At 70.8% G+C, this 23191-nt stretch carries 18 protein-coding genes; 12 read left to right on the top strand and 6 right to left on the bottom strand.

Annotated elements, in window-relative coordinates; translation table 11 throughout:
• The first annotated feature begins 17 nt into the window (after nt 1-17).
• Entirely contained in the window at nt 18-3302 is a 3285-nt protein-coding gene (locus CQ042_RS14170; RefSeq protein WP_146115407.1) for an NPCBM/NEW2 domain-containing protein, read from the top strand.
• Between the two features lie 106 nt (nt 3303-3408).
• A complete protein-coding gene (locus CQ042_RS14165; protein WP_105671098.1) occupies nt 3409-4482 on the top strand; it encodes a substrate-binding domain-containing protein in 1074 nt (357 codons plus the stop codon).
• A 24-nt stretch (nt 4483-4506) separates the two neighbouring features.
• Here the strand turns inward: CQ042_RS14165 and CQ042_RS14160 are convergent, their stop codons facing one another.
• Both CQ042_RS14160 and CQ042_RS14155 read right to left on the bottom strand, forming a co-directional pair.
• The gene (locus CQ042_RS14160; protein WP_105671097.1) at nt 4507-5610 is read right to left on the bottom strand and encodes a substrate-binding domain-containing protein; all 1104 of its coding nucleotides are present in this window, start codon (nt 5608-5610) and stop codon (nt 4507-4509) included.
• The gene (locus CQ042_RS14155; protein ID WP_146115406.1) at nt 5607-7496 is read right to left on the bottom strand and encodes a heparinase II/III family protein; all 1890 of its coding nucleotides are present in this window, start codon (nt 7494-7496) and stop codon (nt 5607-5609) included. Before CQ042_RS14155 ends, CQ042_RS14160 begins: the two co-directional genes overlap by 4 nt.
• A 155-nt stretch (nt 7497-7651) precedes the next feature.
• On the opposite strand from CQ042_RS14155, the gene CQ042_RS14150 reads away from it, so the two are divergent.
• The 6 genes from CQ042_RS14150 (at nt 7652) to CQ042_RS14125 (ending at nt 14614) form a co-directional block, all read left to right on the top strand.
• Nucleotides 7652-8665, top strand: coding sequence for a hydroxyacid dehydrogenase (locus tag CQ042_RS14150; RefSeq protein ID WP_105671152.1), 1014 nt, complete (start codon nt 7652-7654; stop codon nt 8663-8665).
• Entirely contained in the window at nt 8662-10644 is a 1983-nt protein-coding gene (locus CQ042_RS14145) for a DUF2264 domain-containing protein (protein ID WP_105671095.1), read from the top strand. Before CQ042_RS14150 ends, CQ042_RS14145 begins: the two co-directional genes overlap by 4 nt.
• 44 nt (nt 10645-10688) lie before the next feature.
• Nucleotides 10689-11963: an ABC transporter substrate-binding protein gene (locus CQ042_RS14140; protein WP_105671094.1), complete on the top strand. Its 1275-nt coding sequence runs from the start codon at nt 10689-10691 to the stop codon at nt 11961-11963.
• A gap of 97 nt (nt 11964-12060) precedes the next feature.
• A complete protein-coding gene (locus CQ042_RS14135; protein WP_105671093.1) occupies nt 12061-12969 on the top strand; it encodes a carbohydrate ABC transporter permease in 909 nt (302 codons plus the stop codon).
• Nucleotides 12969-13877: a carbohydrate ABC transporter permease gene (locus CQ042_RS14130; RefSeq protein ID WP_105671092.1), complete on the top strand. Its 909-nt coding sequence runs from the start codon at nt 12969-12971 to the stop codon at nt 13875-13877. Before CQ042_RS14135 ends, CQ042_RS14130 begins: the two co-directional genes overlap by 1 nt.
• A 5-nt stretch (nt 13878-13882) precedes the next feature.
• Nucleotides 13883-14614: a DUF624 domain-containing protein gene (locus CQ042_RS14125; protein ID WP_105671091.1), complete on the top strand. Its 732-nt coding sequence runs from the start codon at nt 13883-13885 to the stop codon at nt 14612-14614.
• Between the two features lie 28 nt (nt 14615-14642).
• On the opposite strand, the gene CQ042_RS14120 is transcribed toward CQ042_RS14125, so the two are convergent.
• Complete coding sequence (locus tag CQ042_RS14120) at nt 14643-15599, bottom strand: LacI family DNA-binding transcriptional regulator (protein ID WP_105671151.1); 957 nt, start codon at nt 15597-15599, stop codon at nt 14643-14645.
• 226 nt (nt 15600-15825) lie between these two features.
• Here CQ042_RS14120 and galT point away from each other — a divergent pair, with 226 nt between their 5' ends.
• Genes galT through galE form a run of 3 tightly spaced genes read left to right on the top strand, consistent with a single transcriptional unit; the run spans nt 15826 to nt 19248 of the window.
• Nucleotides 15826-17028 (top strand): galactose-1-phosphate uridylyltransferase, encoded by a 1203-nt coding sequence (galT, locus tag CQ042_RS14115; RefSeq protein ID WP_105671090.1) that lies wholly within the window; start codon nt 15826-15828, stop codon nt 17026-17028.
• A complete protein-coding gene (gene galK / locus CQ042_RS14110) occupies nt 17025-18218 on the top strand; it encodes a galactokinase (protein ID WP_105671089.1) in 1194 nt (397 codons plus the stop codon). The genes galT and galK overlap by 4 nt, the downstream gene beginning before the upstream one ends.
• Nucleotides 18219-18267: 49 nt before the next feature.
• On the top strand, nt 18268-19248 hold the full coding sequence (galE, locus tag CQ042_RS14105; RefSeq protein ID WP_105671088.1) for a UDP-glucose 4-epimerase GalE: 981 nt from the start codon (nt 18268-18270) through the stop codon (nt 19246-19248).
• Between the two features lie 6 nt (nt 19249-19254).
• Here galE and CQ042_RS14100 read toward each other — a convergent pair whose 3' ends face one another.
• From CQ042_RS14100 to CQ042_RS14090, 3 genes are read right to left on the bottom strand one after another with little or no spacing between them, the layout of a single operon-like run.
• A complete protein-coding gene (locus tag CQ042_RS14100) occupies nt 19255-20580 on the bottom strand; it encodes an MFS transporter (protein WP_105671087.1) in 1326 nt (441 codons plus the stop codon).
• Nucleotides 20577-21506 (bottom strand): polysaccharide deacetylase family protein, encoded by a 930-nt coding sequence (locus CQ042_RS14095; protein WP_105671086.1) that lies wholly within the window; start codon nt 21504-21506, stop codon nt 20577-20579. The genes CQ042_RS14100 and CQ042_RS14095 overlap by 4 nt, the downstream gene beginning before the upstream one ends.
• Before the next feature lie 34 nt (nt 21507-21540).
• Nucleotides 21541-22689 carry an ROK family transcriptional regulator gene (locus CQ042_RS14090; protein WP_105671085.1) on the bottom strand — a complete coding sequence of 383 codons (1149 nt, stop codon included), beginning with the start codon at nt 22687-22689 and terminating at the stop codon, nt 21541-21543.
• A 132-nt stretch (nt 22690-22821) separates the two neighbouring features.
• Here CQ042_RS14090 and CQ042_RS20510 point away from each other — a divergent pair.
• Nucleotides 22822-23191 (top strand): hypothetical protein (locus tag CQ042_RS20510; RefSeq protein ID WP_181157575.1); only part of this gene is annotated, 370 nt, incomplete at its 3' end.

Below are 23191 nucleotides of genomic sequence, written 5' to 3'. Positions count from 1 at the left end.
ATTCGAGGAGGAATCACGTGCACAGGAAACGATCGAAACTGCTCGCCGTCCTGGCGGTGAGCGCCTTCTGCTTCACCGCGGCCCCGCTCGCCGCCGCCGCTGCGGACGGCCTGGCCGGCGGCGTCCACCACGCCAGCGACCTCGACTGGGTCATCGGCGAGAACGGCTGGGGTCCCGTCGAGCGCGACTTCAGCAACGGCGCCCGTGCCGTGCCCGACCCCGACCGCAAGCCCCTCTCGATCCGCGGCACCACGTACCCGAAGGGACTCGGAACCCATGCGCCCGCCCGCATCGTCTACGACGTCGGCCAGGAGTGCACGCAGCTGCTGGGGTACGTCGGCATCGACGACAGCCAGAGCGGGAAGGGCCGCGTCGACTTCGTCATCGCCGTCGACGGCGTGGAGAGGTTCCGCGAAGCGCGCACCGGAACCGACCCCGCCGCCCGCGTGAACCTCGACCTCCGAGGCGCCGACCTGGTCGAGCTGCGCGCCGAGACCGGCCCCGAGGGCAACGGCAACGACCACGCCGACTGGGCGGACATGCGGTTCAACTGCACAGACACGTTCCTCGCACAGCCGTTGACCCTCACGGCGCAGGGCACCGACCTGTCGCTGCTGTCCCCGGGTGCCCCGGTGACCATCGCCGTCGAGGGCGCGAACCCGCTCGCCCCCGTCACCGTGCGCTTCGGCGACACCTCCGTCGTGGCCAACGCCGACGACACCGGCCGCGCCGTGGCGACGTTCACGGTGCCCGCCGGCGCCTCCGCCGGCGAGTACACGATCACGGCCACCGGCGCCGCTCCGTTCGGCGCCACCGCCGAGGGAAGCATCGCCGCGCGCGTCGTCGCCGTCTCGTCCACGAGCTACCACGTCGACTGCTCGGCCCCGTCCTCCGGCGACGGCAGCGCGGCGGCACCCTTCGGGTCGCTCGCCGCTCTGGCGACCGTCGGCGCGTTCCAGCCGGGAGAATCCGTGCTCTTCAAGCGCGGCGCGGAGTGCGTCGGCACCTTCGCCCCGCAGGGATCCGGCCTCGACACCGCGCCGATCGTGGTCGCGCCCTACGGCGACGGCGACGCCCCGGCGACGATCAACGGCGCGGGCGCTCTGGCCGGGATCCACCTCCTGAACGCGAGCAACTGGACGATCGACGGCATGCACGTGATCAACCCCGGGACTCCCGATCAGCGGCGCGTGGGCATCCTCGTCGAGATCAACGACGGCACGGTCCGCGGCGGCGTCGTCCTGACGGACAACCACGTCGAGGACGTCGCCGGGTGGTCGGACAAGACCACCCTCGGCAACGCCTTCTCCCGTTCCGCCGGCATCTCGGTGCTCGGGGACGGCATCGGGGCCTTCGACGGCATCACGATCACCGGCAACACCGTGAACGACACCGCCGCCGGAGGCATCAAGCTCTCCGCCCCGGACAGCACACGTCGCTACAACACCGACGTCTACGTGGCGCGCAACAGCATCCATGACGTCGGCGGCGACGGGATCGTCATCCACAACTCCGACAAGCCGGTCATCGAGTACAACTCGGCGATCGATCTCGGCCACGGGAAGTACCCGTTCCTCAAGGGCAACTTCGCGGGCATGTGGCCCTACAACTCCGTCGACCCCCTGTTCCAGTACAACGTGGTGGGCAACAGCACCGGCTCCACGTACGACTCGACGGCGTGGGACTGCGACATGAAGATCAAGGGCTCGTGCACGTTCCAGTACAACTACTCCTACGGCAACGCGGGCGGGTTCTACCTGGACTGCATCTCGGGCTGCGGCACCGCCTCCACCCCGACGAACGCGGTCCTGCGCTACAACGTCTCGCAGGACGACTGCCGCATCGCCGGTTCGAGCGGGGGACCAGGACTCCACCTGATCTACAACAACACCTTCTCGTGCACCCGCGCGTTCGAGGACGACATGACCGCCCCGCGGGAGATGACGAACAACATCATCATCGCGCCGAGCGGCACGCTCAAGACGACCGATGCCGTCTACGCCCGCAACGCCTACTTCGGTGGGATCACCCCTCCCGCGACCGAGACGGGAGCGATCGTCGGCGACCCCGGCCTCATCGCCGCGGGCAGCGGGCAGCAGACCAGGGAGCTTCCGGGCTACCAGCTGGCGGTCGGGTCGCCCCTGCTCGGCGCCGGCCTCCCCGTCGCCGACGCCGGAACCCAGGACTTCTTCGGAAACCCCCTCCCCGCCGGCGCCCCGAACATCGGCGCCTACCAGGGAACCGGCGTGGAGCGCGCGGCGCTCCCGTTCGCGAGCCTCGTCAACCAGACGGCGGTCGCCTCGACGGCGAATCCTCGCAACGGCCAGTTCACCGCCGATCACCGCATGCTCTCCGCCGCCTCGCTGGCGGACGCTGGCCTCGAGGTGGGCTCTCCCGCCACCGCGTTCGGCGTCGGCATCGACTGGCATCCCCGCACCGTCGGGACTCCGGACAGCATCAAGGTGTCCGGTCAGGAGGTGGCGCTCGCCGGCTCGGCCGATGAGCTGGTGATCCTCGGGTTCTCGGCCGGGTCGATCTCGACGGGAACCGCCACGGTCCAGTATCAGGACGGCAGCAGCGGCGACGTCGACTTCCGCCTGCCCGCGTGGTCGTCGACGTCGGCGCCGGCAGCGGACACCGTCCTGGTCGCGACCGCGGACGACCACCTGCAGCGCAGCCGCCCGTACCTCGGCGGCACGGTGTCGACGGTCGACGCGACGGTATCCGTCTTCGCACAGCGCATCCCGCTGTCGGGGAAGCCCGTCGCGAGCGTGACGCTCCCGCCCGGGAGCACCATGCCGGGAGAGGGCATCACGCTGTTCGGCATGGCGCTGCACGGCGAGGGCGAGCAGCCCGCTGGCGCCGTCTCGCTGTCGGCCTCCGCCGTCGATGCCGGGGAGACCGTGCAGGTCTCCGGATCCGGCTTCGCCGCCGGTGAGAGCGTGCGCATCGAGCTCCACTCCGATCCGGTGCTCCTGACGACGGTGGAGGCCGATGCCGCGGGAGCGTTCGCCGCGACCGTCCGGATCCCCGCCGACACCGCGACCGGGCCCCACCGGATCGTGGTCACCTCCGCCTCCGGCATCACCGCGGAGGCCGCACTCACGGTCGGCGCGGCATCCGGGGGCGCCACGACGCCGGGCGGCGCCGGCCCGAACACGGGGGCGGTCGCGGGTGCGGTCGCGGACGGCGACCTCGCCCGCACGGGAGGGGCGCTGCCGATCTGGGCGCTCGGTGCGGCGGGTGTCCTGCTCCTCGCCGGGGCCCTGATCGTCGCGCGACGCCGCGCGCACGCCGGATGATCCTCGCGGGGGTCGGACGGGGCGCCCGCCCCGTCCGACCCCCGCGTCGGCTCCCGCCCTGCACCGCGTGTCCGTCCGGCATCCGCCCTCTCGATAGCCTGGCACCGTGATAGCCGAGGAGCGACGCGAACGGATCCTCCGCGAGATCGTGCTGCGCGGACGACTCGAGGTGAACGACTTCGCGGAACGGCAGGGGCTCTCGGGCATGACGATCCGGCGCGACCTCGCTGTGCTGGCCGAGCGCGGCCTGATCCGTCGAGTGCATGGCGGAGCCGTGCTCCCCGACAGCGCCGACGCCCCGGCCACCGGCGCACGCGCCATCGGTTCCCCCGGTCGGCCGCTCGCGACGATCGGGCTTATCGTGCCGGACACCGGCTACTACTTCCCTCCGGTCATCCGCGGCGCCAGCGAGGCCGCCCGTGCCGCCGGCATCCGCCTCGTCCTCGGCGCCACCAACTACGACGCCAGGGAGGAGGCCAGCCAGCTCGCCCGCCTCAGCGCGAACGGCGTCGACGCGATCATGCTGGTCACCGCCCGCCCCCGCATCGACGACCGGGCCACGTGGGACACCATCGCGCGGATCGGCACCCCCGTGGTGCTGGTGGAGCGCGCGGTCGACGGCGCCCCCAACGCGCTGCGCATCGACGCGGTCCGCAGCGACCACAGCTACGGGGCCGAGCTCGCCGTCGACCACCTCGCCGAGCGCGGGCATCGCGGAGTCGGCCTGCTGTGCCGGGAGAGCGCGACGGCGCCGTGGATCATGGACGGGCACGCGCGCGCCCTCGAACGGTGGGGAATGGACCAGGGCGCCCCCGTGGTCACGGCCCCCTCCCCGCGGTGGGGCGACGGATCGACCTCCGAGGTGCTCCGGCGCTTCCTCGACGACTGTCTGGCCGCCGGTGTCCGCGCGGCGCTCGCGCTCCCCGACGAGCTCGCGATCGGGCTGCTCGGCATCGCCGAGGAGCGAGGCCTGCGCGTGCCGGAGGACTTCGCGATCGTCGCCTACGACGACGAGACCGCCTCTCTCGCCGCGGTCCCGCTGACCGCGGTGGCTCCGCCGAAGCTCGCCGTCGGTCGACGCGCGCTCGAGATGTGCTTCCGTCGGCTCGAGGAGCGCGACGAGACGCCGTCGCAGCGCACGACCCTCGCGCCCACCCTCGTGGTCCGCGAGTCGACCTGAGCCTGCGCCCTGCGGGGTGCGGTGCTACTCGATGTGCGGCACCGTCGACTCCCGCACGTGCAGCGCGGGGATGACCTGCACCCGCTCCACCGGGCGCCGCGGCCCCTCCGTGAGGCGAGCCAGCATCACCTCGACCGCCCGCCGTCCGACGTGCTGCTTGGGCGGGCGCAGCGCGGTGATCGGCGGGGACCCGTTCTCGGCGACCTCGTCGTCATACGCGATGATCGAGAGGTCCTCCGGCAGCGACCACCCCCGGTCGAGCGCGTACTGCTGCACCAGCAGCGCCTGCGGGTCGGAGTGGATGAGCATCGCGGTGGTCCCGGACTCGCGCACCTGCTCCAGCAGCGAGGTGACGAACTCCCCCCGGTCGGCACCTTCGAGGTAGTCGAGCGAGGCGTTGCGGTCGACGGTCGGCGTGAGTCCCAGCTCCTCGATCGCGCGGGACCAGCCGCGACGCAGCTGCCACGAGGTCGGAGACTGCGAGGAGGTGAGGATGCCGACCCGGCGATGTCCGAGCCCGGCGAGATGGTCGGCCGCGAGGGCTCCCCCGAAGACGTGATCGGTGGTCACCCACTCGAGGCTGGTGAGGGCGAGCGAGGTGGGGGCGCGCCGCTCGATCAGCACGACGGGGAGCGGGAGGGACTCCAGCCACTCCAGCAGCGCATGGCCGTCGGGGCCGAGGTTCTCCGGGGCGACGATGAGGCCGTGGATGCTCCCGGAATCGACCAGCGAGCTGATCTGTCGTCGCTGGTCGCCCGCGGAGTAGCTCGCCCCGCGCAGCGCGAGCTGCACGCCGACCTCGGTGGCCGTGGCGCGGGCCCCGATCACGACCTGCGGCCAGTAGTAGCTCAGCGACGGCACGACCATCCCCACGCGGAAGCGCGCCGCCGCGGGGGCCGCCCGGGCGACCGTCGTGTCGAGCGTGCTGCGCAGCGTCGCGCCGCCGTGCACCCGGGTGAGCAGTCCGCGATCCGCGAGTTCGCCGATGTCGCGGCGGACGGTGAGCTCGGCGACCTTCAGCTCACGGGCGAGGTCGGCGACGCGCACCGAGCCGGTGCGGCGCAGCTCGTCCATGATGCGCTCCCGGCGCGAGATGCCGAAACTCGACGTCTGCTCGTCATCGGTCATGCGAGTGCCCCTCTCATCTCCCAGGTCGTCGCGCCCGACGCGGGTGCGAACAGGATGCGTGAGACCTGTCGACCCCACGAGCGCTCCAGGTACGGGTCGTCCACCGCGCGGGTCTCGATCTCGACCTCGGCGTCGTCGTGCGTCAGCAGCAGGTCTCCCGATCCGTCGCGCCCGGGGATGCGGATGCCGTCGGCACCGCGTCGCGGCGCTCCCGCGCAGACGACGGCGATCCGCGTGTCCGGGTGGCCGACGGCGGCACCGTCGTCCCGCACGGTCACGACTCCGTCCACGAGTCGCACGGTGCGGATCCAGGACTCGGATGCGGACGCGGACTCAGACACCGACGCCGACGCCGACTCCGGCTCACCCGGCCACGGATACGCCGCGCTCAGGTCGATGCGCCACCCGTCGTCGAGCACACGCACCGGCGCGTGCCATTCGCGTCCGGGAAGCTGCTCCCGCCCGGACGGCAGGGGCGTGCTGTGCCAGCCGCTGGTGACGTACCAGAGGTCGTAGCGCGTGTCCGAGAAGGTCTGCGCGGTGTAGGTCGCCCTGCCGAGGTCGGCGAGCAGGGGCACGCCGTCGACCGCCACCGCGAAGGATCCGAGGTCGTTGTGGTTGTGGTTCTCGGCGTTGTGCCCGCCCTTGACGGCCACGGTGAGGCCCGCCGTCGTGCCCGCCTGCTCGCGACGGAGCCCGAAGCCGATCGAGGGCAGCTCCGCCGACGACGGCAGCGGCGCGGACCCGCGCTCCGCCTCCTGCCATGACCGATCGAGGAGTTCCGTCGTCATGCGCCCCAGACCGGCGGAGACATCCGCTCGCGCTCCGCACAGCACGCCGTCTTCGCGATGACGAGCGGCGAAGGCAGCGGTCTCGGGCAGACGGCACAGACGTGCAGCCCGGAACAGCGCGTGCCACGGCGTCCCCGCCTCGAGCCGTGCCTCGGCATCCGAGAAGCTGACCGTCCACCCGTCCCCGAGCTGCATCCGCTCCGGGAACCGGGCGAGCTCGCGCAGACCGGCGAGGGAGCCGCCGTCCACGGCCGCGGACACCTGCCCCGCCGTGAGCACGTCGAGCAGCGCGAGCGCATCGAACGCCCTCGCGGCGCCCTGCCACCAGTAGGCGAAGCCCTCGTCGATCGCGCCGTCCGCCGGCAGCTGCGCGAGGTAGCGGTCGAGTCCGTCGACGCACAGCTCCAGTACCTCCGCGCGGGCGGCCCCGTCGGTGAACGCCAGCGCGGCCGGGATGAGGTTGCCGTGGATCCAGGGTGCCCAGTTGTGCACGTGGTCCTCCGTGCCCTCCCACGCCCAGTCGCGGCGACGCGCGAAGGGCTCCAGCACGCGCTGCTGCGTCTCCCGGCGCAGGCGCGCGAGGAGTCCGGGGGCGACCTCGTCGAGCGCTTCGCCCAGGATCAGGACGGACCACGCGGCGAGCGCCGCTTCCTCCCCCGCTCCCAGATCGACGAAGGGGCGGTCGACATCGGGGACCCGCAGTCCGCGGGCGAAGGCGTCGTCGTGCGCGGGCCAGCACCAGGTCGACTGTTCGCAGAGCAGGGCGAGACCGTCCGCGGCCTCGGTGAGGCGCGCGGGCGACGGCTCGAGGGCGGCGGCGAGCACCGCTGTCCGAAGCCGCCGATCGCGCGCGAAGACGCTCGCCTCGTAGGCCGCGCGATCGCCGGTGCGCGCGTAGGCGGCCCACTGCGAGAGCAGCGGCTGCGGCCAGGGAAGGCCGAGTGCACCGTCGGCGGCTGTGAGAATGAACGAGCGCAGATCAGGGTCGAGCGCGTCCCAGACGGCGCGATCGCGGGAGGACGGGACGAGCGGGGGTGGCGCCGCGGCTGCCGACTGCTCCCAGATCTCTCTGACTGCTCCGCGCGGAATCAGCATGCCCATCTCTCTCCGATTGTTCGTCTATGTTCGAGTCTGATCTTTTGGCTTCGATTGAGTTGCCAATGTTTGAACGCACAGTCTTCACTGTAAGGACAGCTCAACGCAACCGGATGCCCCACTCGGGCAGCCTCGACATCTCGACGGAGAGACGCATGCCAGTACGACCCCGGGCGCTCGCAGTGATGGCCTCGGATGCCTATGCGATGCTCTTCGACGAGGCCCGCCGAGACCGGCTCGCGGCACTCGCCGACCTCGGCGGGATCCCGCACGTGGCCGACATCGACGATCCGGCGCTGGACGGGACGCTGGCCGAGGTCGAGGTGCTGGTCACCTCCTGGGGCGCCCCCGCATTGGACTCCCGACGTCTGGCCAGGATGCCGCGGCTGCGCGCCGTCTTCCACGCGGCCGGCAGCGTGCGCGAGCACGTGTCGGACGAGTTCTGGGAACGCGGCATCCTGATCACCTCCGCCGCCGATGCCAACGCCGTGCCGGTCGCGGAGTTCACGCTCGCCGCCATCCTGCTCGCCGGCAAGCGTGCGCTCGTGCATCTGCGCACTCCCGCGGCGCAGCGCAACGAATGGCAGAACCTGCTGCGGCATGCCCACGTCGGCAACCTGGGTCGCACGGTCGGTATCATCGGCTTCTCCCGGACCGGTCGCCGCGTCGTCGACCTCCTGCGCCCCTTCGAGGGCATCGAGGTGCTGGTCGCCGATCCGTTCGCCGACCCCGCCGCCGTCGAGGCGGCCGGTGCCCGCCTCGTCCCCCTCGGCGCGCTGCTCCCCCTGGTCGATGTGCTCTCCCTGCACGCGCCGGCGCTCCCCTCCACTCGGCACATGGTCGGCGCCGCGCAGCTCGCCGCCCTCCGCGACGGGGCGACCGTCATCAACACCGCTCGTGGTTCGCTGCTGGACCATGACGCCCTGCTGGCGGAATGCCGCACCGGACGGATCGACGCCATCCTCGACGTGACAGAGCCGGAGCCCCTCCCCCTGGGATCCGAGCTGCTGCAACTGACGAACGTCGCCGTCACGCCGCACCTCGCCGGTTCGCTCGGCACCGAGACACGGAGGCTCGCGGACGCCGCGCTCGACGAGCTCGAGGCCTATGTCGCCGGAGCCCCGGCGACCCATGGCGTGGAGATGGCCGATCTGGGGAAGAGCGCATGAGCGCCCTGCTACTCCCGGCCGAGGACCCGACCCTCTCCCCGTACACCGGATGGACGCGGGAGCATTGGCTCGCCGTCGCCGATGCGATCCTCGACGGTGCCGCCCGGCACGCCGGTCCTGCGCAGTCGCTCATCCGGTACCCCGGGCGCTCCGGCGGGTACGGCGCGGACGTCGACGCCCTGGAGGGCTTCAGCCGCACCTTCATGCTCGCCGCCTTCCGCATCGCGGGAGATCCGACCGGCACGACGGCACTCGCGGAACGCTACGCCCGCGGATTCACCGCCGGTGTCGATCCGCAGAGCCCGGAGCGCTGGCTGCGCCCCGACGAGGTGGACCAGGCGAAGGTCGAGGCCGCCGCCCTCGCTCTCGGCCTGCACCTCACCCGCGACACCGTCTGGGCGCAGCTGAGCGACCGCACGAAGGCGCAGACGATCGACTACCTCGGCGCGTTCGTGGGCGGGAGCTATCCGCCCAACAACTGGGCCTGGTTCCGCCTCATCGTCGAACAGTTCCTGCACAGCGTCGGTGGCCCGTTCTCCGCCGCCGACCAGGCGGAGGACTTCGCCCTGCTCGACTCGTTCGACCGCGAAGGCGGCTGGATCGCCGACGGCGCCGGACGCGCGTTCGACCATTACTCCGGCTGGGCGCTGCCGTTCTATCCGATGATCTGGGCCGACATGGTCGCGGGCGACGCTCGCCATGAGGCGCGGATCGCCCGCTACCGCGCGAGACTCGACGACTATCTCGACGACGCGCTGCATCTGATCGGCGCCGACGGCGCGCCGCTCTTCCAGGGCCGCAGCCTCACCTACCGCTTCGCCTCGGCCGGCCCCGCCTGGGCGGCCGTCCTCTCCGGCACGTCGCGGCATGATCTCGGGATGCTGCGCCGCGCGGCCAGCGGACAGGTCAAGCACTTCGTGCAGCACGGCGCCCCGGGCGCCGACGGCATCCTCTCCCTCGGGTGGCACCACCCCTGGCGCCCGATGGCGCAGAACTACTCGGGCCAGGGCTCCCCGTACTGGGCCGCGAAGGGGATGCTCGGGATCGCCCTTCCCGCCGCCCACCCGGTCTGGGCCGCCACCGAGTCCGCGCTGCCCATCGACACCGGGTCGTTCACACGGCTCCTCGCCGTCCCCGGCTGGCTGGCGTCGGGAACCTCCGAGGATGGCATCGTCCGCGTGGTGAACCACGGAACGGACCACCGCCTCGAGGGCGACCTCCAGCCCGACGCCCCGCTGTACGCCAAGCTCGGCTACTCGACGGCGACCGCCCCCGTGCTCGCCGGTCCGGGCGTCGCTGATCCGCTCGACGGCGTGGTGGCGCTGATGCGCGGCGGCCGGCCGAGCCACCGTTCGGGCTTCACCGTCGGCACCCTGCGCGAGGAGGACGGCACGCTGCTCGGCGCCTCGGGGGGACGCGCGCACTGGCCTCTCGAGCTCGACGCCGGCCCCGACCACGGCGTCGGCACCACCGCCGTCCGCACCGAGACCGGGCCGATCATCGACATCGTGTCGGCGGTGCGCGGCCCGTGGGAGGTGCGGTTCGTGCGCATCCGCGAAGAACCCGGCGCCCTGCAGGACGGCGACGAGCTGCGCATCGGCGGCTGGGCGCTGTCCGCCGAGGACGTCGCCGCCGAGGACGTCGCCGCCGAGCCTCTCGCCGGGGGCGGCGCCGGGGCGGCCGACCGCTCGCGCCGCAGCCGCATCCTCGCACTGCACGGACTCCTCTCGGCGTCCACCGGCGTCCACATCGAGGACGAGGCGACCCCGCTCGCCACGCGGACCGCGATCCCGTGGGTCTCGGCACCGCCGCAGACCACGACCTGGATCGCCGTCGCGGTGCTGCTCGGCACCGAATCCGCGGCGCCCACCCTCAGCACCCTGACCGACGACGCCTGGCGTATCGGCTGGCCGGACGGCACGCAGCTCGTCGTCCGACCCGACGACCTCGCCGCACCGGTCACCCCCTCACCCGTCTGACCCATCCCGACAACCCGACCACCCCGCAAGAGAGGCAAAACGCAATGAAGCGCTCCATCATCGGCGGCGCGGCCTTCATGGCCGCCACCGCCCTCGTCCTCACCGGCTGCTCCGGCTCCGGAGCCCCGGCCTCCCAGGAGACCCTCGACCCGAACGAAGAGGTCACCCTCACGGTCTCGGTCTGGAACTACGACCAGACTCCCGAGTTCCAGGCGCTGTTCGAGGCGTTCGAAGCCGAGCACCCGAACATCACCATCGAGCCCGTCGACATCCTCGCCGACGACTACCCGGAGAAGGTCACGACGATGCTCTCCGGTGGCGACACCACCGACGTCATCACGATGAAGAACGCGATCGACTACGCCCGCTACGCGACGCGCGGACAGCTGCAGGACGTCAGCGACCTCGCCGACGGCTACGGCGAAGAGCTGGCGGGCCTGGAGACGTTCGACACCGAGGGCAAGTACTACGCCCTCCCCTACCGCCAGGACTTCTGGCTGCTCTACTACAACAAGGACCTCTTCGAGGCCGCCGGTCTCGACGCCCCCGACAACATCACGTGGGACGAGTACGCCGAGTACGCCGAGAAGCTCACGGACGCGAGCGGCTCGCAGAAGGTCTACGGCACCTACCAGCACTACTGGCGCTCGGTCGTGCAGGCCATCTCGGCCGCCCAGACGGACGGCGACCTGCTCAGCGGCGACTACGGGTTCATGAAGGACCAGTACGACCTCGCGCTGGGGCTGCAGAACGACGGATACGCGCTCGACTACGCGACGGCGAAGACGCAGCAGATCAGCTACCGCACGATGTTCGAGACCGGTCAGGCGGCCATGCTGCCGATGGGGACCTGGTACATCGCCGGCATCAAGCAGGCAATCGACGAGGGCAAGTCCAGCGTGAACTGGGGCGTCGCCCAGATGCCGCAGATCAAGGCCGACGGCGACATCACCACCTTCGGATCCCCCACGGCCTTCGCCGTGAACAAGAACGCCAAGAACTCCGCTGCCGCGAAGCTGTTCCTCGACTTCGCCGCCGGCGAGGAGGGCGCCAAGGCCATCGCCGCGATCGGCGTGGTCCCCGCCTACTCCTCGGATGCCGTCACGTCCGCGTTCACCGCCCTCCCCTCCGACGACCTGTCGGTGGAGACCTTCCAGGGCGACAAGAAGGTCGTGCTGGAGATGCCGGTCAGCGACGACACGGCCGACGTGTCGACCATCCTCGATGAGGAGCACGACCTGGTCATGGTCGGCGAGAAGTCGGTGGACGACGGCATCGCCGAGATGGAGGATCGCGTGACCAGCGAGGTCCTCGAGTAATCCCGCGAGCACCCTGCCGGTCCCCCGGCTCATCGAGGGGACCGGCGGGGTGAACCGCCCCACCCCTACCCGCATCCGCATCCGCAAAGGAGCCACGATGACATCGGCGTCAGCCCCCACGCGCCCCGGCGCGAAGCGTCGCGCACGCCGCAACGCCCTCGTCGGCTGGAGTTTCATCCTCCCCAACTTCCTGGGCTTCGCCCTGCTCACCCTCGTACCGCTGCTCGGCGCGTTCGGGTTGGCGTTCATGGAATGGGACGGATTCACCGATCCCGAGTTCGCCGGGCTGTCGAACTTCGCGCGACTCTTCCGCGACTCGTCGTTCGGGATCGCGCTGCTCAACACCCTCTACTACGCGGCCGGTCACATCCCGCTCACGATCGCTGCCTCCCTCGGACTCGCCCTCCTGCTGAACCGCAAGCTGCGCGGCGTCGGGTTCTTCCGCACCGCGATGTTCTTCCCGTACGTCACGTCGCTGGTCGCCATCGCCGTCGTCTGGAACATGCTGTTCAACCCCGAATACGGCCCCATCAACCAGTTCCTGTCGTTCCTCGGCGTGCAGGACCCGCCCGGATGGACATCGAGCTCGGCATGGGCCATGCCCGCCGTGATCATCACCAGCGTGTGGCGCGACATGGGCTACTACATGGTGCTGTTCCTCGCCGGCCTCCAGGCGATCCCGCAGGAATACTACGAAGCCGCGAAGGTGGACGGCGCGAACGCCTGGCAGCGCTTCTGGAACGTGACCATCCCGTCGCTGCGCCCCACCACCTTCTTCGTCCTGGTGATGGTCACGATCGCCAGCTTCAAGGTCTTCGACCTGATCGTCGTGATGACCGACGGCGGTCCGGGCCGCGCGACGCTCGTGCTGTCGCAGCTCATCTACCGCGAGGGCATCAGGGAGAACGACTTCGGCTACTCCTCGGCGATCTCGCTCGTGCTCTTCCTCATGGTCCTCGTGTTCACGGTCGTGCAGTTCAAGCTGCAGCAGCGGAAGGAAAGCTGATGACTCTCACCGCTCCGCCGGAGATCCCCCTCGACACGCGGGCGATCGTCGCACCGGGTGCCCTGCGCGGCGCTCGCCGGGACGGCCGCCTCCGCGGCATCCGCGCCGTCCTGCTCTACACCGGGCTCATCATCCTCACGGCCCTCATCTTCGTGCCGTTCCTGTGGATGGTGTCCTCGTCACTCAAGCAGAACAACCAGGTGTTCTCGATCCCGATCCAGTGGATCCCCACCGACTTCGTGTGGTCGAACTACGTCGACATCTGGACCCGTGTGCCGATGCTCACGTACCTGAAGAACTCCGCGTTCCTCGCGATCGTGATCACGTTCCTGCAGGTTCTCACCGGCAGCTTCGCGGCCTACGGGTTCGCGAAGATGCAGTTCAAGGGACGAGACGTGCTGTTCGTCGCCTACATCGCCACGATCGCCGTCCCCTGGCAGGCGTACATGGTGCCGCAGTACATCATGATGCAGAAGGCCGGGTTGGTGAACACCCACCTCTCGATCATCCTGCTGCAAGCGTTCGGCGCCTTCGGGGTGTTCCTGATGCGGCAGTACTACCTCACGATCCCCGACGATCTCAGCGAGGCCGCGCGCATCGACGGACTCAACGAATACGGCATCTGGTATCGGATCATCCTGCCCCTGACCAAGCCCGCGATCGCGAGCCTGGCGCTGCTCACCTTCGTGAACACCTGGAACGACTACATGGGGCCGTTCATCTACCTCACCTCGAACGATCTGTGGACGGTGCAGCTCGGGCTGAGGCAGTTCGTCGGGCAGTTCGACGCCGAGTACGCGATGATCATGGCCGGCTCCGTCGTCTCGGTGATCCCGATCGTGGTCGTGTTCCTGTTCGGCCAGCGCTTCTTCATCCAGGGCATCGCGACCAGCGGCATGAAAGGCTGAGGACCGTGAGCGCGGAGGTGACGAGGACGGATGCGGGCAGGCGGCGCGCCCCGTGGGGGCCGGGCTTCGACACGTGGCAGTCGCTGTTCGCCTTCGCATATCGGGGGTTCGCGACCGGGCTGTGCGTCGCCGTCTTCGCACTCCCCCTGTCCGCCGCCCTGATCGGCATCGCCCACCCGCTGTCGGCCATGCCTTTCCTGCTCCTGTGCGCGCTGCCCCTCGGGCCCGCCCTGAGCGCGGCTTTCCATGGTTTCGATGCCGCGCGACGCAGCGGTGCCGCCACCCCGTTCGCGCACTTCTGGCGCGGGTTGCGGGCCACCGCGTGGCGCGGTCTCGGCATCTGGGCGCTCACGCTCGCCCTGCTGCTGTTCCTGTACGTCGACGTGGTCGCGGTGTCGGGCACGCCCTTCGCCGTGCTCCTCGGGCCGCTGTTCGCCGTGCTCGCGATCATCGTGCTCGCCACCGCCCCGGTGGCGCTGACCGTGGTGTCCCTTCCCGCCGGTCACGGGATCCTCGCCGCTACGAAGGCCGGCCTCTACACCGCGATCCGCCGCCCGCTGCTCTCACTGCTGACCCTCGCCGTGCTCGCCGCATGGATCCTGATCATCCTCGCCCAGCCCGTGATCGGCGCCCTCGCCCTCGGTGGATTCGCTCTGTCCCTGATCTGGATGAACGCGTCGGGCCAGCTCGCCGCCATCGGCGTCGGCGTCGGCTCCGACGTCAGCACCGGCGTCTGAAGGCGCGACGGCACGTTCATCGACCCGCTCAGCGCGACGCGGTGCTGGCGCGTTCGACGAGCGACGTCGGGATGACGGCCGGCTCCCCAATCTCCGGGGCACCCTCGATCGCTCCCACCAGCGCCGACACCGCACGGTGCGCGAGCGCGGCGAAGTCCTGGCGGATCGTGGTCAGCGGGGGTCGGTAGTTCGCGGCATCCGGCATGTCGTCGAAGCCGATGACGCCGACGTCTTCCGGCACGCGGCGACCGGACTCGGCGAGAGCCCGCATCAGCCCGAGTGCCATCTGGTCGTTGGCGCAGAAGACGGCGGACGCGACAGTCAGCGCCTCCCCGGCGGCGAAGCCGGAATCCGCACTCCAGTCCCCACGGACGATGGCCGGCGGACGGATCCCGGAGGCGGTGAGCGTCTCGCGCCAGCCGCGCTCCCGCTCGGACGCGGCGAAGGACCCCGCGGGACCCGCGAGGTGATGCACCGTGTCGTGCCCGAGCGCGAGCAACCGCGCCGTGGCGGCGGCCGCGCCACCCGCATGGTCGCTGTGCACCGAGGTGAACCCGGCCTCGGTCGGGGCATCGACCACGACCAGTCGCAGACCGGGGGGACGCTGCGCATCCGGCACCAGAGCCGACGCCTCGTTCAGCACGATCGCGCCGTCGACCTCCTGCTCCGCGAGCCGCTCGAACGCCTCCGCGACGCCGTCGGCCGCGGTCACGAGGGTGAGCGCGTATCCGCGTTCCGCCGCCGCCTCGGCCGTGGCCTGCAGCATCCGGGAGTTGCCGACCGTGGCGAGCGTCGTGACCACGAGACCGATGGTCTGCGAGCGCCCGGTGCGCAGTGCCCTGGCGGCGCGGTGCGGACGGTAGCCGAGTTCGGCCATCGCGCTCTCGACGCGGATGCGGGTGGCGGGGTCGACGCGAGGGCTGCCGTTGACGACGCGCGACACGGTCTGCCCCGAGACTCCGGCGCGGGCGGCGACCATGGCCATCGACACGCGTCCCGAGGGCCGTCGCCTCCGGCCACGGCCCGGTTCGCCGGTACGCGCACCCGGATCACCGGCGAGATGACCCGGCCTCTCGGCACGATGATCCGGACTCTCGGGGAGATGGTGGTCGTTCTCGGTCACCCGGATCCTCCGTCCGCCGCCCCGGCCGTACGCCGTGCACGACTCCTCGATGTTGACGTTACCACGGCTGTGCGCGTACCATGTTTACGTGAACACGCACGATCTCCCTGAGCTGCGCACCGAAACGCTCGGCGCCGGCGTCGTCAAACGCGCCACCACCCTCGCCGACGGCCGCGATCTGATCTACTACGACGATCCCGGCACCACACTCGGAGCGGAGCGTGCCGTCGATGTGCGCACGCTCGACCCGCGCCCCGACACCGCGACCATGCGACTCGACGTGCTCACCGGCGACTGGATCACGGTCGCCGCGAACCGCCAGAACCGCGTCATGATGCCGGGCGCCGATGCCGACCCGCTGGCGCCGCAGACTCCGGGCAACCCGTCGGAGGTGCCGTCGCGCTATGACGTCGCGGTGTTCGAGAACCGCTCGCCCGCATTCGGTCCCGCGCTCGCGCAGGCCGTCGGGACCGCGCCGCAGGCCTCGAACGCTCCCCGTGGTCTCGACGATCTCGCCGCCCTCGGCCTCGGCCGCACCCGCACGTCGGTCGGACGCTGCGAGGTCGTCTGCTTCAGTCCCGAGCACACAGGCTCCTTCGGCACGCAGACCGTCACGCGTGCCCGCACGGTGATCGAGGCATGGGCCGATCGCACGGCGGCGATCTCGAAGCTGCCCGGCATCGAGCAGATCTTCCCGTTCGAGAATCGCGGCGAGGCGATCGGCGTGACACTTCCGCACCCGCACGGGCAGATCTACGCCTATCCGTACGTGACCCCGCGCACAACGCGCGTCCTGGAGTCGATCGACCGCACCGCTCCCGACCTGTTCCAGCACATCCTCGAGTCCGAACAGGATTCCGAGCGCGTCGTGTTCCGCGGCGAGCACTGGACCGCCTTCGTCCCGTTCGCCGCACGCTGGCCGCTCGAGGTGCACCTCATGCCGCACCGCCACGTGCCCGATCTCGCCGAGACGACCACGGCCGAACGCGACGAGCTCGCACCGCTTTACCTGCGCCTGCTCCGCGGCGTCGATGCCCTCTACGACACCCCGACCCCCTACATCGCGGCCTGGCACCAGGCCCCGGTACACGTGGGACGCGACACCGTGCGCCTGCACCTGCAGCTGACGAGCCCGCGCCGGGCCGCCGACAAGCTGAAGTTCCTCGCCGGCTCCGAGGCCGCGATGTGGGCCTGGGCGGCAGAGGTCCCGCCGGAGTCGGGTGCCGCCCGCCTCCGCGAGGCGATCGAACGCGCATCGCCGGACACGTCCCCCGAGGGAGCCACCGCATGACCGCCGCCCACGACGCCGCCCGCGCCCTCTTCACGACGCTGACCGGGCACGAACCGGACGGACTCTGGTCTGCGCCGGGTCGCGTCAACCTCATCGGCGAGCACACCGACTACAACGACGGCTTCGTCCTGCCGTTCGCCATCCCGCAGCGCACGGTCGCCGCTGTCGGCCTGCGCGACGACGACCGCGGTCGGATCCTGGTCGGCTCCACCTTCGCCGACGAGCCCGTGGAAGTCGGACTCGACGAGCTCGACCGGCTCTTCCCCACGCCTTCCGGCGCGCATCCGGCCGTCCCGGAGTGGGCCGCCTACCCGCTCGGCGTCGCCTGGGCGCTGCGTCAGGCCGCACCCGGTGCCGGCCCGTTCGGCGGTGTCGACATCGCGATCGCCTCCGACGTGCCCGTGGGCGCAGGGCTCTCCTCCTCCGCCGCGATCGAGGGGGCGACGGCATCCGCCCTGAACGAGCTGTGGGGCACCGACCTCGACGGCACGGCGCTCGCCCGGATCGGACGGCGCGCCGAGAACGAGGCCGTGGGGGCGCCCACCGGGATCATGGACCAGATGGCGTCGATGCTCGGAGAGCCCGATACCGCGATCTTCCTCGACTGCCGTTCGCTGGAGACCCGGCCGGTGCCGCTCGGTGTCACCGAGGCCGGACTGGAGATCCTCGTGATCGACACCCGTGTGAAGCATGCCCACTCCACGGGGGGTTATCGCGAGCGGCGTGCATCCTGCGAGCTCGGCGCCTCGATCATGGGCGTGCCGGCCCTGCGCGATGTCTCGATCGCCGACCTGCTGCGCGCCCAGGAGCTGATGGATGACGTCACCTTCCGGCGCGTGCGCCACATCGTCACCGAGAACCAGCGGGTGCTCGACACGGTGCAGCTGCTCCAGGAGCACGGCGTCAGGGCGATCGGCGACCTCCTCGTCGCGTCGCACGCGTCGATGCGCGACGACTTCGAGATCTCGACGCCCGAGCTCGACACGGCTGTCGAGACCGCGTTGGCCGTCGGCGCCCTGGGCGCGCGCATGACCGGCGGGGGCTTCGGCGGTGCCGCGATCGCCCTGATCGAGGCGGACGCGGTCGAGGCGGTGTCGGATGCCGTGAACGCCGCCTTCGCCACGGCCGGGTTCGCGGCCCCGCTGCTGTTCACCGTCTCCCCCGCTGCGGGTCCTCACCGCGACGCCTGACAGAATGGTCCATCGGGCCGCGACGAATCCGCGGCAGGAGAGGAAACCCATGTCCTGGATCGTCACCGGCGGAGCCGGCTACATCGGAGCCCACGTCGTTCGCGCCCTCGCGGACGCCGGCCTCACCCCGGTCGTGCTCGACGACCTGTCCAGCGGCGTCGCCTCGTTCGTGCCCGAGGGCGTCCCGTTCGTGCAGGGCAGCATCCTCGACCGAGAGCTCGTCGAGAAGACCCTGCGCGATCACGACGCGGACGGCGTGATCCACGTCGCCGGGTACAAGTACGCGGGCGTCTCGGTGCAGCGCCCCCTGCATACGTACGCGCAGAACGTCGAGGGCACCAGGGTCATCCTGGAGGCCATGGAGGCCGCAGGCGTCGCCCACATCGTGTTCTCCTCGTCGGCCGCGGTGTTCGGCACCCCCGATGTCGCACTCGTCGTCGAAGACACTCCGAAGAAGCCCGCCAGCCCCTACGGGGAATCGAAGCTCATCGGCGAATGGCTGCTGCGCGACCAGGCGATCGCGACGGCCGACTCCGACCGTCCGCTGCGTCACACGTCGCTGCGATATTTCAACGTGGTCGGCTCGGCGGACCCGACGGTCTACGACGTCAGCCCGCACAACCTGTTCCCGATCGTGTTCGAGGCGCTGCTCGCGGACAGGATCCCCAAGATCTTCGGCGACGACTACGCCACCGAAGACGGCACGAACGTGCGCGACTACGTGCACGTCGGCGACATCGCGGCGGCCCACGTGGCGGCGGCGCAGCGCCTCGCCGATGGACGACCGATCGAGGCCGCCTACAATCTCGGGTCCGGCGATGGACTCAGCGTGAAGCAGATCATGGATGCCGTCGCCCGTGTGACCGGCATCGACTTCACCCCCGAGATCGGGCCGCGGCGTCCCGGCGACCCCGACCGCATCGTGGCCACCGGCGAACTCGCGGCGCGCGACCTCGACTGGACGATGCGGTACTCGGTCGACGAGATGGTGCGCACGGGGTGGGAGGCGCGGCAGGCGGCTGCGGTCTAGCCGGTCTCAGAGGTCGCGGGTGCGGATGGGGTAGAGCCAGAAGCACAGCCAGGCGAGTGCGGTGAACCCGAGCGGGATGACGGCGAGCATCAGGCGGATGCCACCGTCGACGCTTTCGGGCTGTGCGTCCTTGAGCGCGGCATCGAAACCGGACCCCGTGAGCACCAGCGCGGCGACGATCGCCTGCAGCACGACGGAGCCGCGCACCACGAAGCCGTTGACGCCGAAATAGGCCCCTTCGCGTCGGTGCCCGGTGCGCACGGCATCCTCGTCGATGATCTGCGCGAGCATGACCTCGAGCAGTTGCAGCAGTCCGCCGACGCCCACGCCGACCGCCACACCGACGAGAGCGGCGCCGAGAACGTTCGACGGTGCGAGATAGCCGAGCACGGCCACGCCGAAGATCGCGACGCTCCACAGCACGGCGGTGCGCGGCGAGGTGCGTCGCACGACCGCGCTCCACAGCACGATCGAAGGGATCGCGGTGACGAAGATCGCCCCGAGCAGCAAGCTCCCTTCCCCCTCGGGCGCGTGCAGGGAGTAGCGCACGTAGAACGGGATGGCGGCGAGGATCACGGCGATCGAGGTCTGCACGAACAGCGATCCGAGCACGTAGGGAACGAAGGCCCGGTTGCGGAACGTGTACTTCAGCTGGTCACCCCAGGCCATGGCCTCTGAGGCCGCCTCCGGGACCCGCCTCTCGATCATTCCCCCGAAGAACGACCACACGAGCAGCACCAGGCAGACGACGGCGAGCACGATGGCCATGCCCGGCCAGCCGAGCGCGCTGTAGAGAGCCGGCGCACCGGCGGTTCCCAGCACCATGCCCAGGATCGCGAAGATCTGCCGTGGCACGTTGCCGCGGGCGCGCTCCTCGGTGGTGCGGAAGATCTCGGGGAACAGTGCGGAGATGTTCAGCACGACGACGACGAAGGCCACGTCGTACACGGCCACGACGACGAGGAACCAGACGATGAGCCCGGCGGCCGGGAGCTCGGGCGGCATCCAGATCAGCGCGAACGCGACCACGAGCGGCACGATGCCCAGGCCGATCCAGGGAATCCGCCGCCCCCACGGGGTGCGGATCCGGTCGGACAGCGCGCCGACGACGGGGTTCAGCACGGCGTTCAGGATCCCGTGGGCGATCATCGCCGCCGCGACCCACCCGGCGGGCACGGCGAGGTGGGAGACGTAGAAGTAGACGACGAAGGCCGAGAATGTCTGCGCCATGAGCTGGGTCGGGAAGCCGGAGGCCCCGAACGCGATGGTCTGCGCCGTCGTGGGTGCAGCGTCCAGACGGCGGTCGCGCAGGCGTTCGTTCAGCGAGGTCATCGCGCGATCGCCCGCTGCAGGTCGCGGAGGTCGCGCCAGCCGATGCGGACGAGGGCCTCGTCTTCGATCGCCTGCAGGACGATCGGATCGCTGAGCAGCCGCAGCTCATGGCCGCGCTTCGCGGCGCTGAAGTCGACGGCCGCGCGGAGTTCGTCGTCGTCGACCATCGGATGCAGGTAGATCTCGGTCACGCCGGCGGGCGCGGCGCGCAGCAGGGCGACGAAGCCGTCCCGCACCTGCTCGTACGTCTCCTCATCGGGGGTGCCCTCGCCGAGGAGCTCGAAGGGATGCGACCACAGGCGATCGACGATCACGACGCCCAGCGCATCGGCCGCCGCCGCGGCGTCGTCGAGTTTGGCCTGCAGCGCGGAATCGTCGCCCACGCCGTCCATGCTGCGCGGCAGCCGGAACGGGAGACCATGGCGCGCGGCGAGCTCGAAGACCGGACGGAGGAAGTCACGGCCGGTGACGAGTCCGTAGACCGACCCCATGTGATTGTCGAGGTGGGTGACATCGACGCCGGCATCGAGCGCGGCCTGAAGCTGCGCGGCGAGCTCGGCCGCGACCTCGTCTTCGGCTGCATCCCGTTCGACGGCTGCCACCTCGGTGGGGAAGAATCCGGCCTCGTCGACGAGACTCGTCGCCGTACCGGTGAGTGGACGCCACCGATACCGCGCCCACTCGCTGGTGAGCACGAGGTGCACGCCGATGTCGAGGTCGGTGCGGGATGCCGCGAAGGCGAGCGCCTCCGGCGACCATGAGCACGGCACCATCACGGTCGACGAGTCGATCCGTCCTTCCCCGAGCAGGTCGACGATGGCGGTGTTCGCCGCATGGCACATGCCGAAGTCGTCCGCGTTGAGGATGATCGCCCGGGTGCCGGGAGCGAGGCCGAGGCGGTCGGCGAGGTCTGAGGGTGCGGTCATCGGAGGTCCTGTCGGGTGGGAACTGCGCGGGAGATCAGCGACCGGCCTTGGACGCTGGGGTGAGGATGCGGGTGAAGAGTTCGCCCCGGAGTGCGGATGCGGCTTCGTCGACCGCGCCGACGAGCGAAGCCTCCGGCCCGAACGAGGAGACGAGGAAGCGCAACGGCAGCTGTGCCGCGTAGTCGCCGGCGATGTGCCCGATCGCCTCGACGAGTGCGGGATGGGTCGCCTTTCCGCCGAGGATGAATGCTTCGGGATCGAGGACCAGACCCACGCTGCCCGCGACGAGCACGATGCGGCGGCCGATCTCGGCGATGATCTGCTTCGCGGCATCGTCGCCGCGAAGGGCTGCGTCGAGGTGCTCCGTGAGGGAGGTCCCGGCGTCGCAGCCCAAGCCGAGTGCGAGATCGCCGACGACCGCATCGCTCACGATGGGAGCGCCGATCGGAAGGGGCGTCTGCGGCAGATACATCACTTCGCCGGCGACCCCGGAGAACCCGCGGTGGAGTGCACCGTCGATCACGATTCCGGCACCGAGTCCATCGTCGAGAAGCAGTAGCGCGAAGCTGGCGAGGGTCGTACCCGCGCCGCTCGTGAGCTCGGCGAGGGCGGCGAGGTTGACGTCGTTCTCGATGCGGACCGGGCAGTCGAGTTCCGCGGACAGGGCGGCGCGGAAGGCGCCGCCGTCTGGTCCGAGGTCGTCGCGGATGCCGCCGTCGGCGGTGACGATGCCGGGGACGCCGACGACGGCGAGGTGCACGGCGCCCTTCGCCGCCTTGACCGTGCGGCGACAGCGGGCGACGAGTTCCGCGATGTGCGCGACGCGATCTTCGCTCGTAGGGAGGGCGTCGTGCTGCTCGGCCCGCACCGCGCCCATGGCGTCGACGAGCACGACGTGCGCAGCGTGGTGGTCGACGTGCACGGCGGCGGCGAATCCGAGCCGCGGATGCAGGGCGACGCGGCCGGCCGCCGGCCCGCGCGTGTCACGGTCGACACCGGCGGCGGCGACAGCCCCCGCGCTCTCCAGCATCCGCAGCACCTGGGTGACCGCCGTGCGGGACAGGCCTGTGGCGGACATCAACTCCGTGCGGGTCTGTGGACCGCTGCGTGCGAGGGACTCCAGGATTGCGCGGCCGTTGAGCGTGCGGAGCAGGCCCTGTGGTCCCGCGAGTGGTCTGGACATATAGGCGGAATACTCCTCTGGCCGTGTCTGTGCACGCGTCGTGGGTCGGTGTGCGAAAGCATGCCACATCGTGTCGCACTAGTCGACACTTCATGTCGCACTCGCGACTGTCGCGGCGTGACCCTCGCGGGCGTGACCCTCGCACTCGCGACCGTCACACTCGCGACCGTCACACTCGTGACCGTCACACTCGTGATCCTCGCACTCGCGACTGTCACACTCGTGACCGTCACACTCGTGATCCTCGCACTCGAGATCGGAGCCGGCGCCGCTGCGCTCGGACTGCATCGTGGCCTTCATGTACGGAGCGGACCCGCGTGGCGCGTTCGCCCCACGGTCGTGGATCGTGGCGTGCGTGACCGTGACGCGGACGACGGCGGTGCGGGCGACGGCGGTGCGGTGGACCGTGGCGCGGGCTGCCGTGGCGCGGTGGATCGTGGTGCGGGTGGTTGTGGGGTGCGCCATTGTCGGGTGGGGTCCCACCAGGCGGGTCCGCGGACGT

It is taken from the genome of Microbacterium sp. MYb62 (assembly GCF_002979475.1).
Classification (GTDB): domain Bacteria; phylum Actinomycetota; class Actinomycetes; order Actinomycetales; family Microbacteriaceae; genus Microbacterium.
Note: the sequence above shows the minus strand (reverse complement) of the source record. Positions and strands in the feature narration are given on the sequence as shown.

Bases quoted from the DNA above. Each gene is read 5' to 3' on its own strand.
- CQ042_RS14160 (WP_105671097.1), bottom strand. From the start codon at position 5,610: ATGACCGATGACGAGCAGACGTCGAGTTTCGGCATCTCGCGCCGGGAG.
- CQ042_RS14155 (WP_146115406.1), bottom strand. From the start codon at position 7,496: ATGCTGATTCCGCGCGGAGCAGTCAGAGAGATCTGGGAGCAGTCGGCA.
- CQ042_RS14150 (WP_105671152.1), top strand. From the start codon at position 7,652: ATGCCAGTACGACCCCGGGCGCTCGCAGTGATGGCCTCGGATGCCTAT.
- CQ042_RS14145 (WP_105671095.1), top strand. From the start codon at position 8,662: ATGAGCGCCCTGCTACTCCCGGCCGAGGACCCGACCCTCTCCCCGTAC.
- CQ042_RS14140 (WP_105671094.1), top strand. From the start codon at position 10,689: ATGAAGCGCTCCATCATCGGCGGCGCGGCCTTCATGGCCGCCACCGCC.
- CQ042_RS14135 (WP_105671093.1), top strand. From the start codon at position 12,061: ATGACATCGGCGTCAGCCCCCACGCGCCCCGGCGCGAAGCGTCGCGCA.
- CQ042_RS14130 (WP_105671092.1), top strand. From the start codon at position 12,969: ATGACTCTCACCGCTCCGCCGGAGATCCCCCTCGACACGCGGGCGATC.
- CQ042_RS14120 (WP_105671151.1), bottom strand. From the start codon at position 15,599: ATGGCCATGGTCGCCGCCCGCGCCGGAGTCTCGGGGCAGACCGTGTCG.
- galK (WP_105671089.1), top strand. From the start codon at position 17,025: ATGACCGCCGCCCACGACGCCGCCCGCGCCCTCTTCACGACGCTGACC.
- galE (WP_105671088.1), top strand. From the start codon at position 18,268: ATGTCCTGGATCGTCACCGGCGGAGCCGGCTACATCGGAGCCCACGTC.
- CQ042_RS14100 (WP_105671087.1), bottom strand. From the start codon at position 20,580: ATGACCTCGCTGAACGAACGCCTGCGCGACCGCCGTCTGGACGCTGCA.
- CQ042_RS14095 (WP_105671086.1), bottom strand. From the start codon at position 21,506: ATGACCGCACCCTCAGACCTCGCCGACCGCCTCGGCCTCGCTCCCGGC.
- CQ042_RS14090 (WP_105671085.1), bottom strand. From the start codon at position 22,689: ATGTCCAGACCACTCGCGGGACCACAGGGCCTGCTCCGCACGCTCAAC.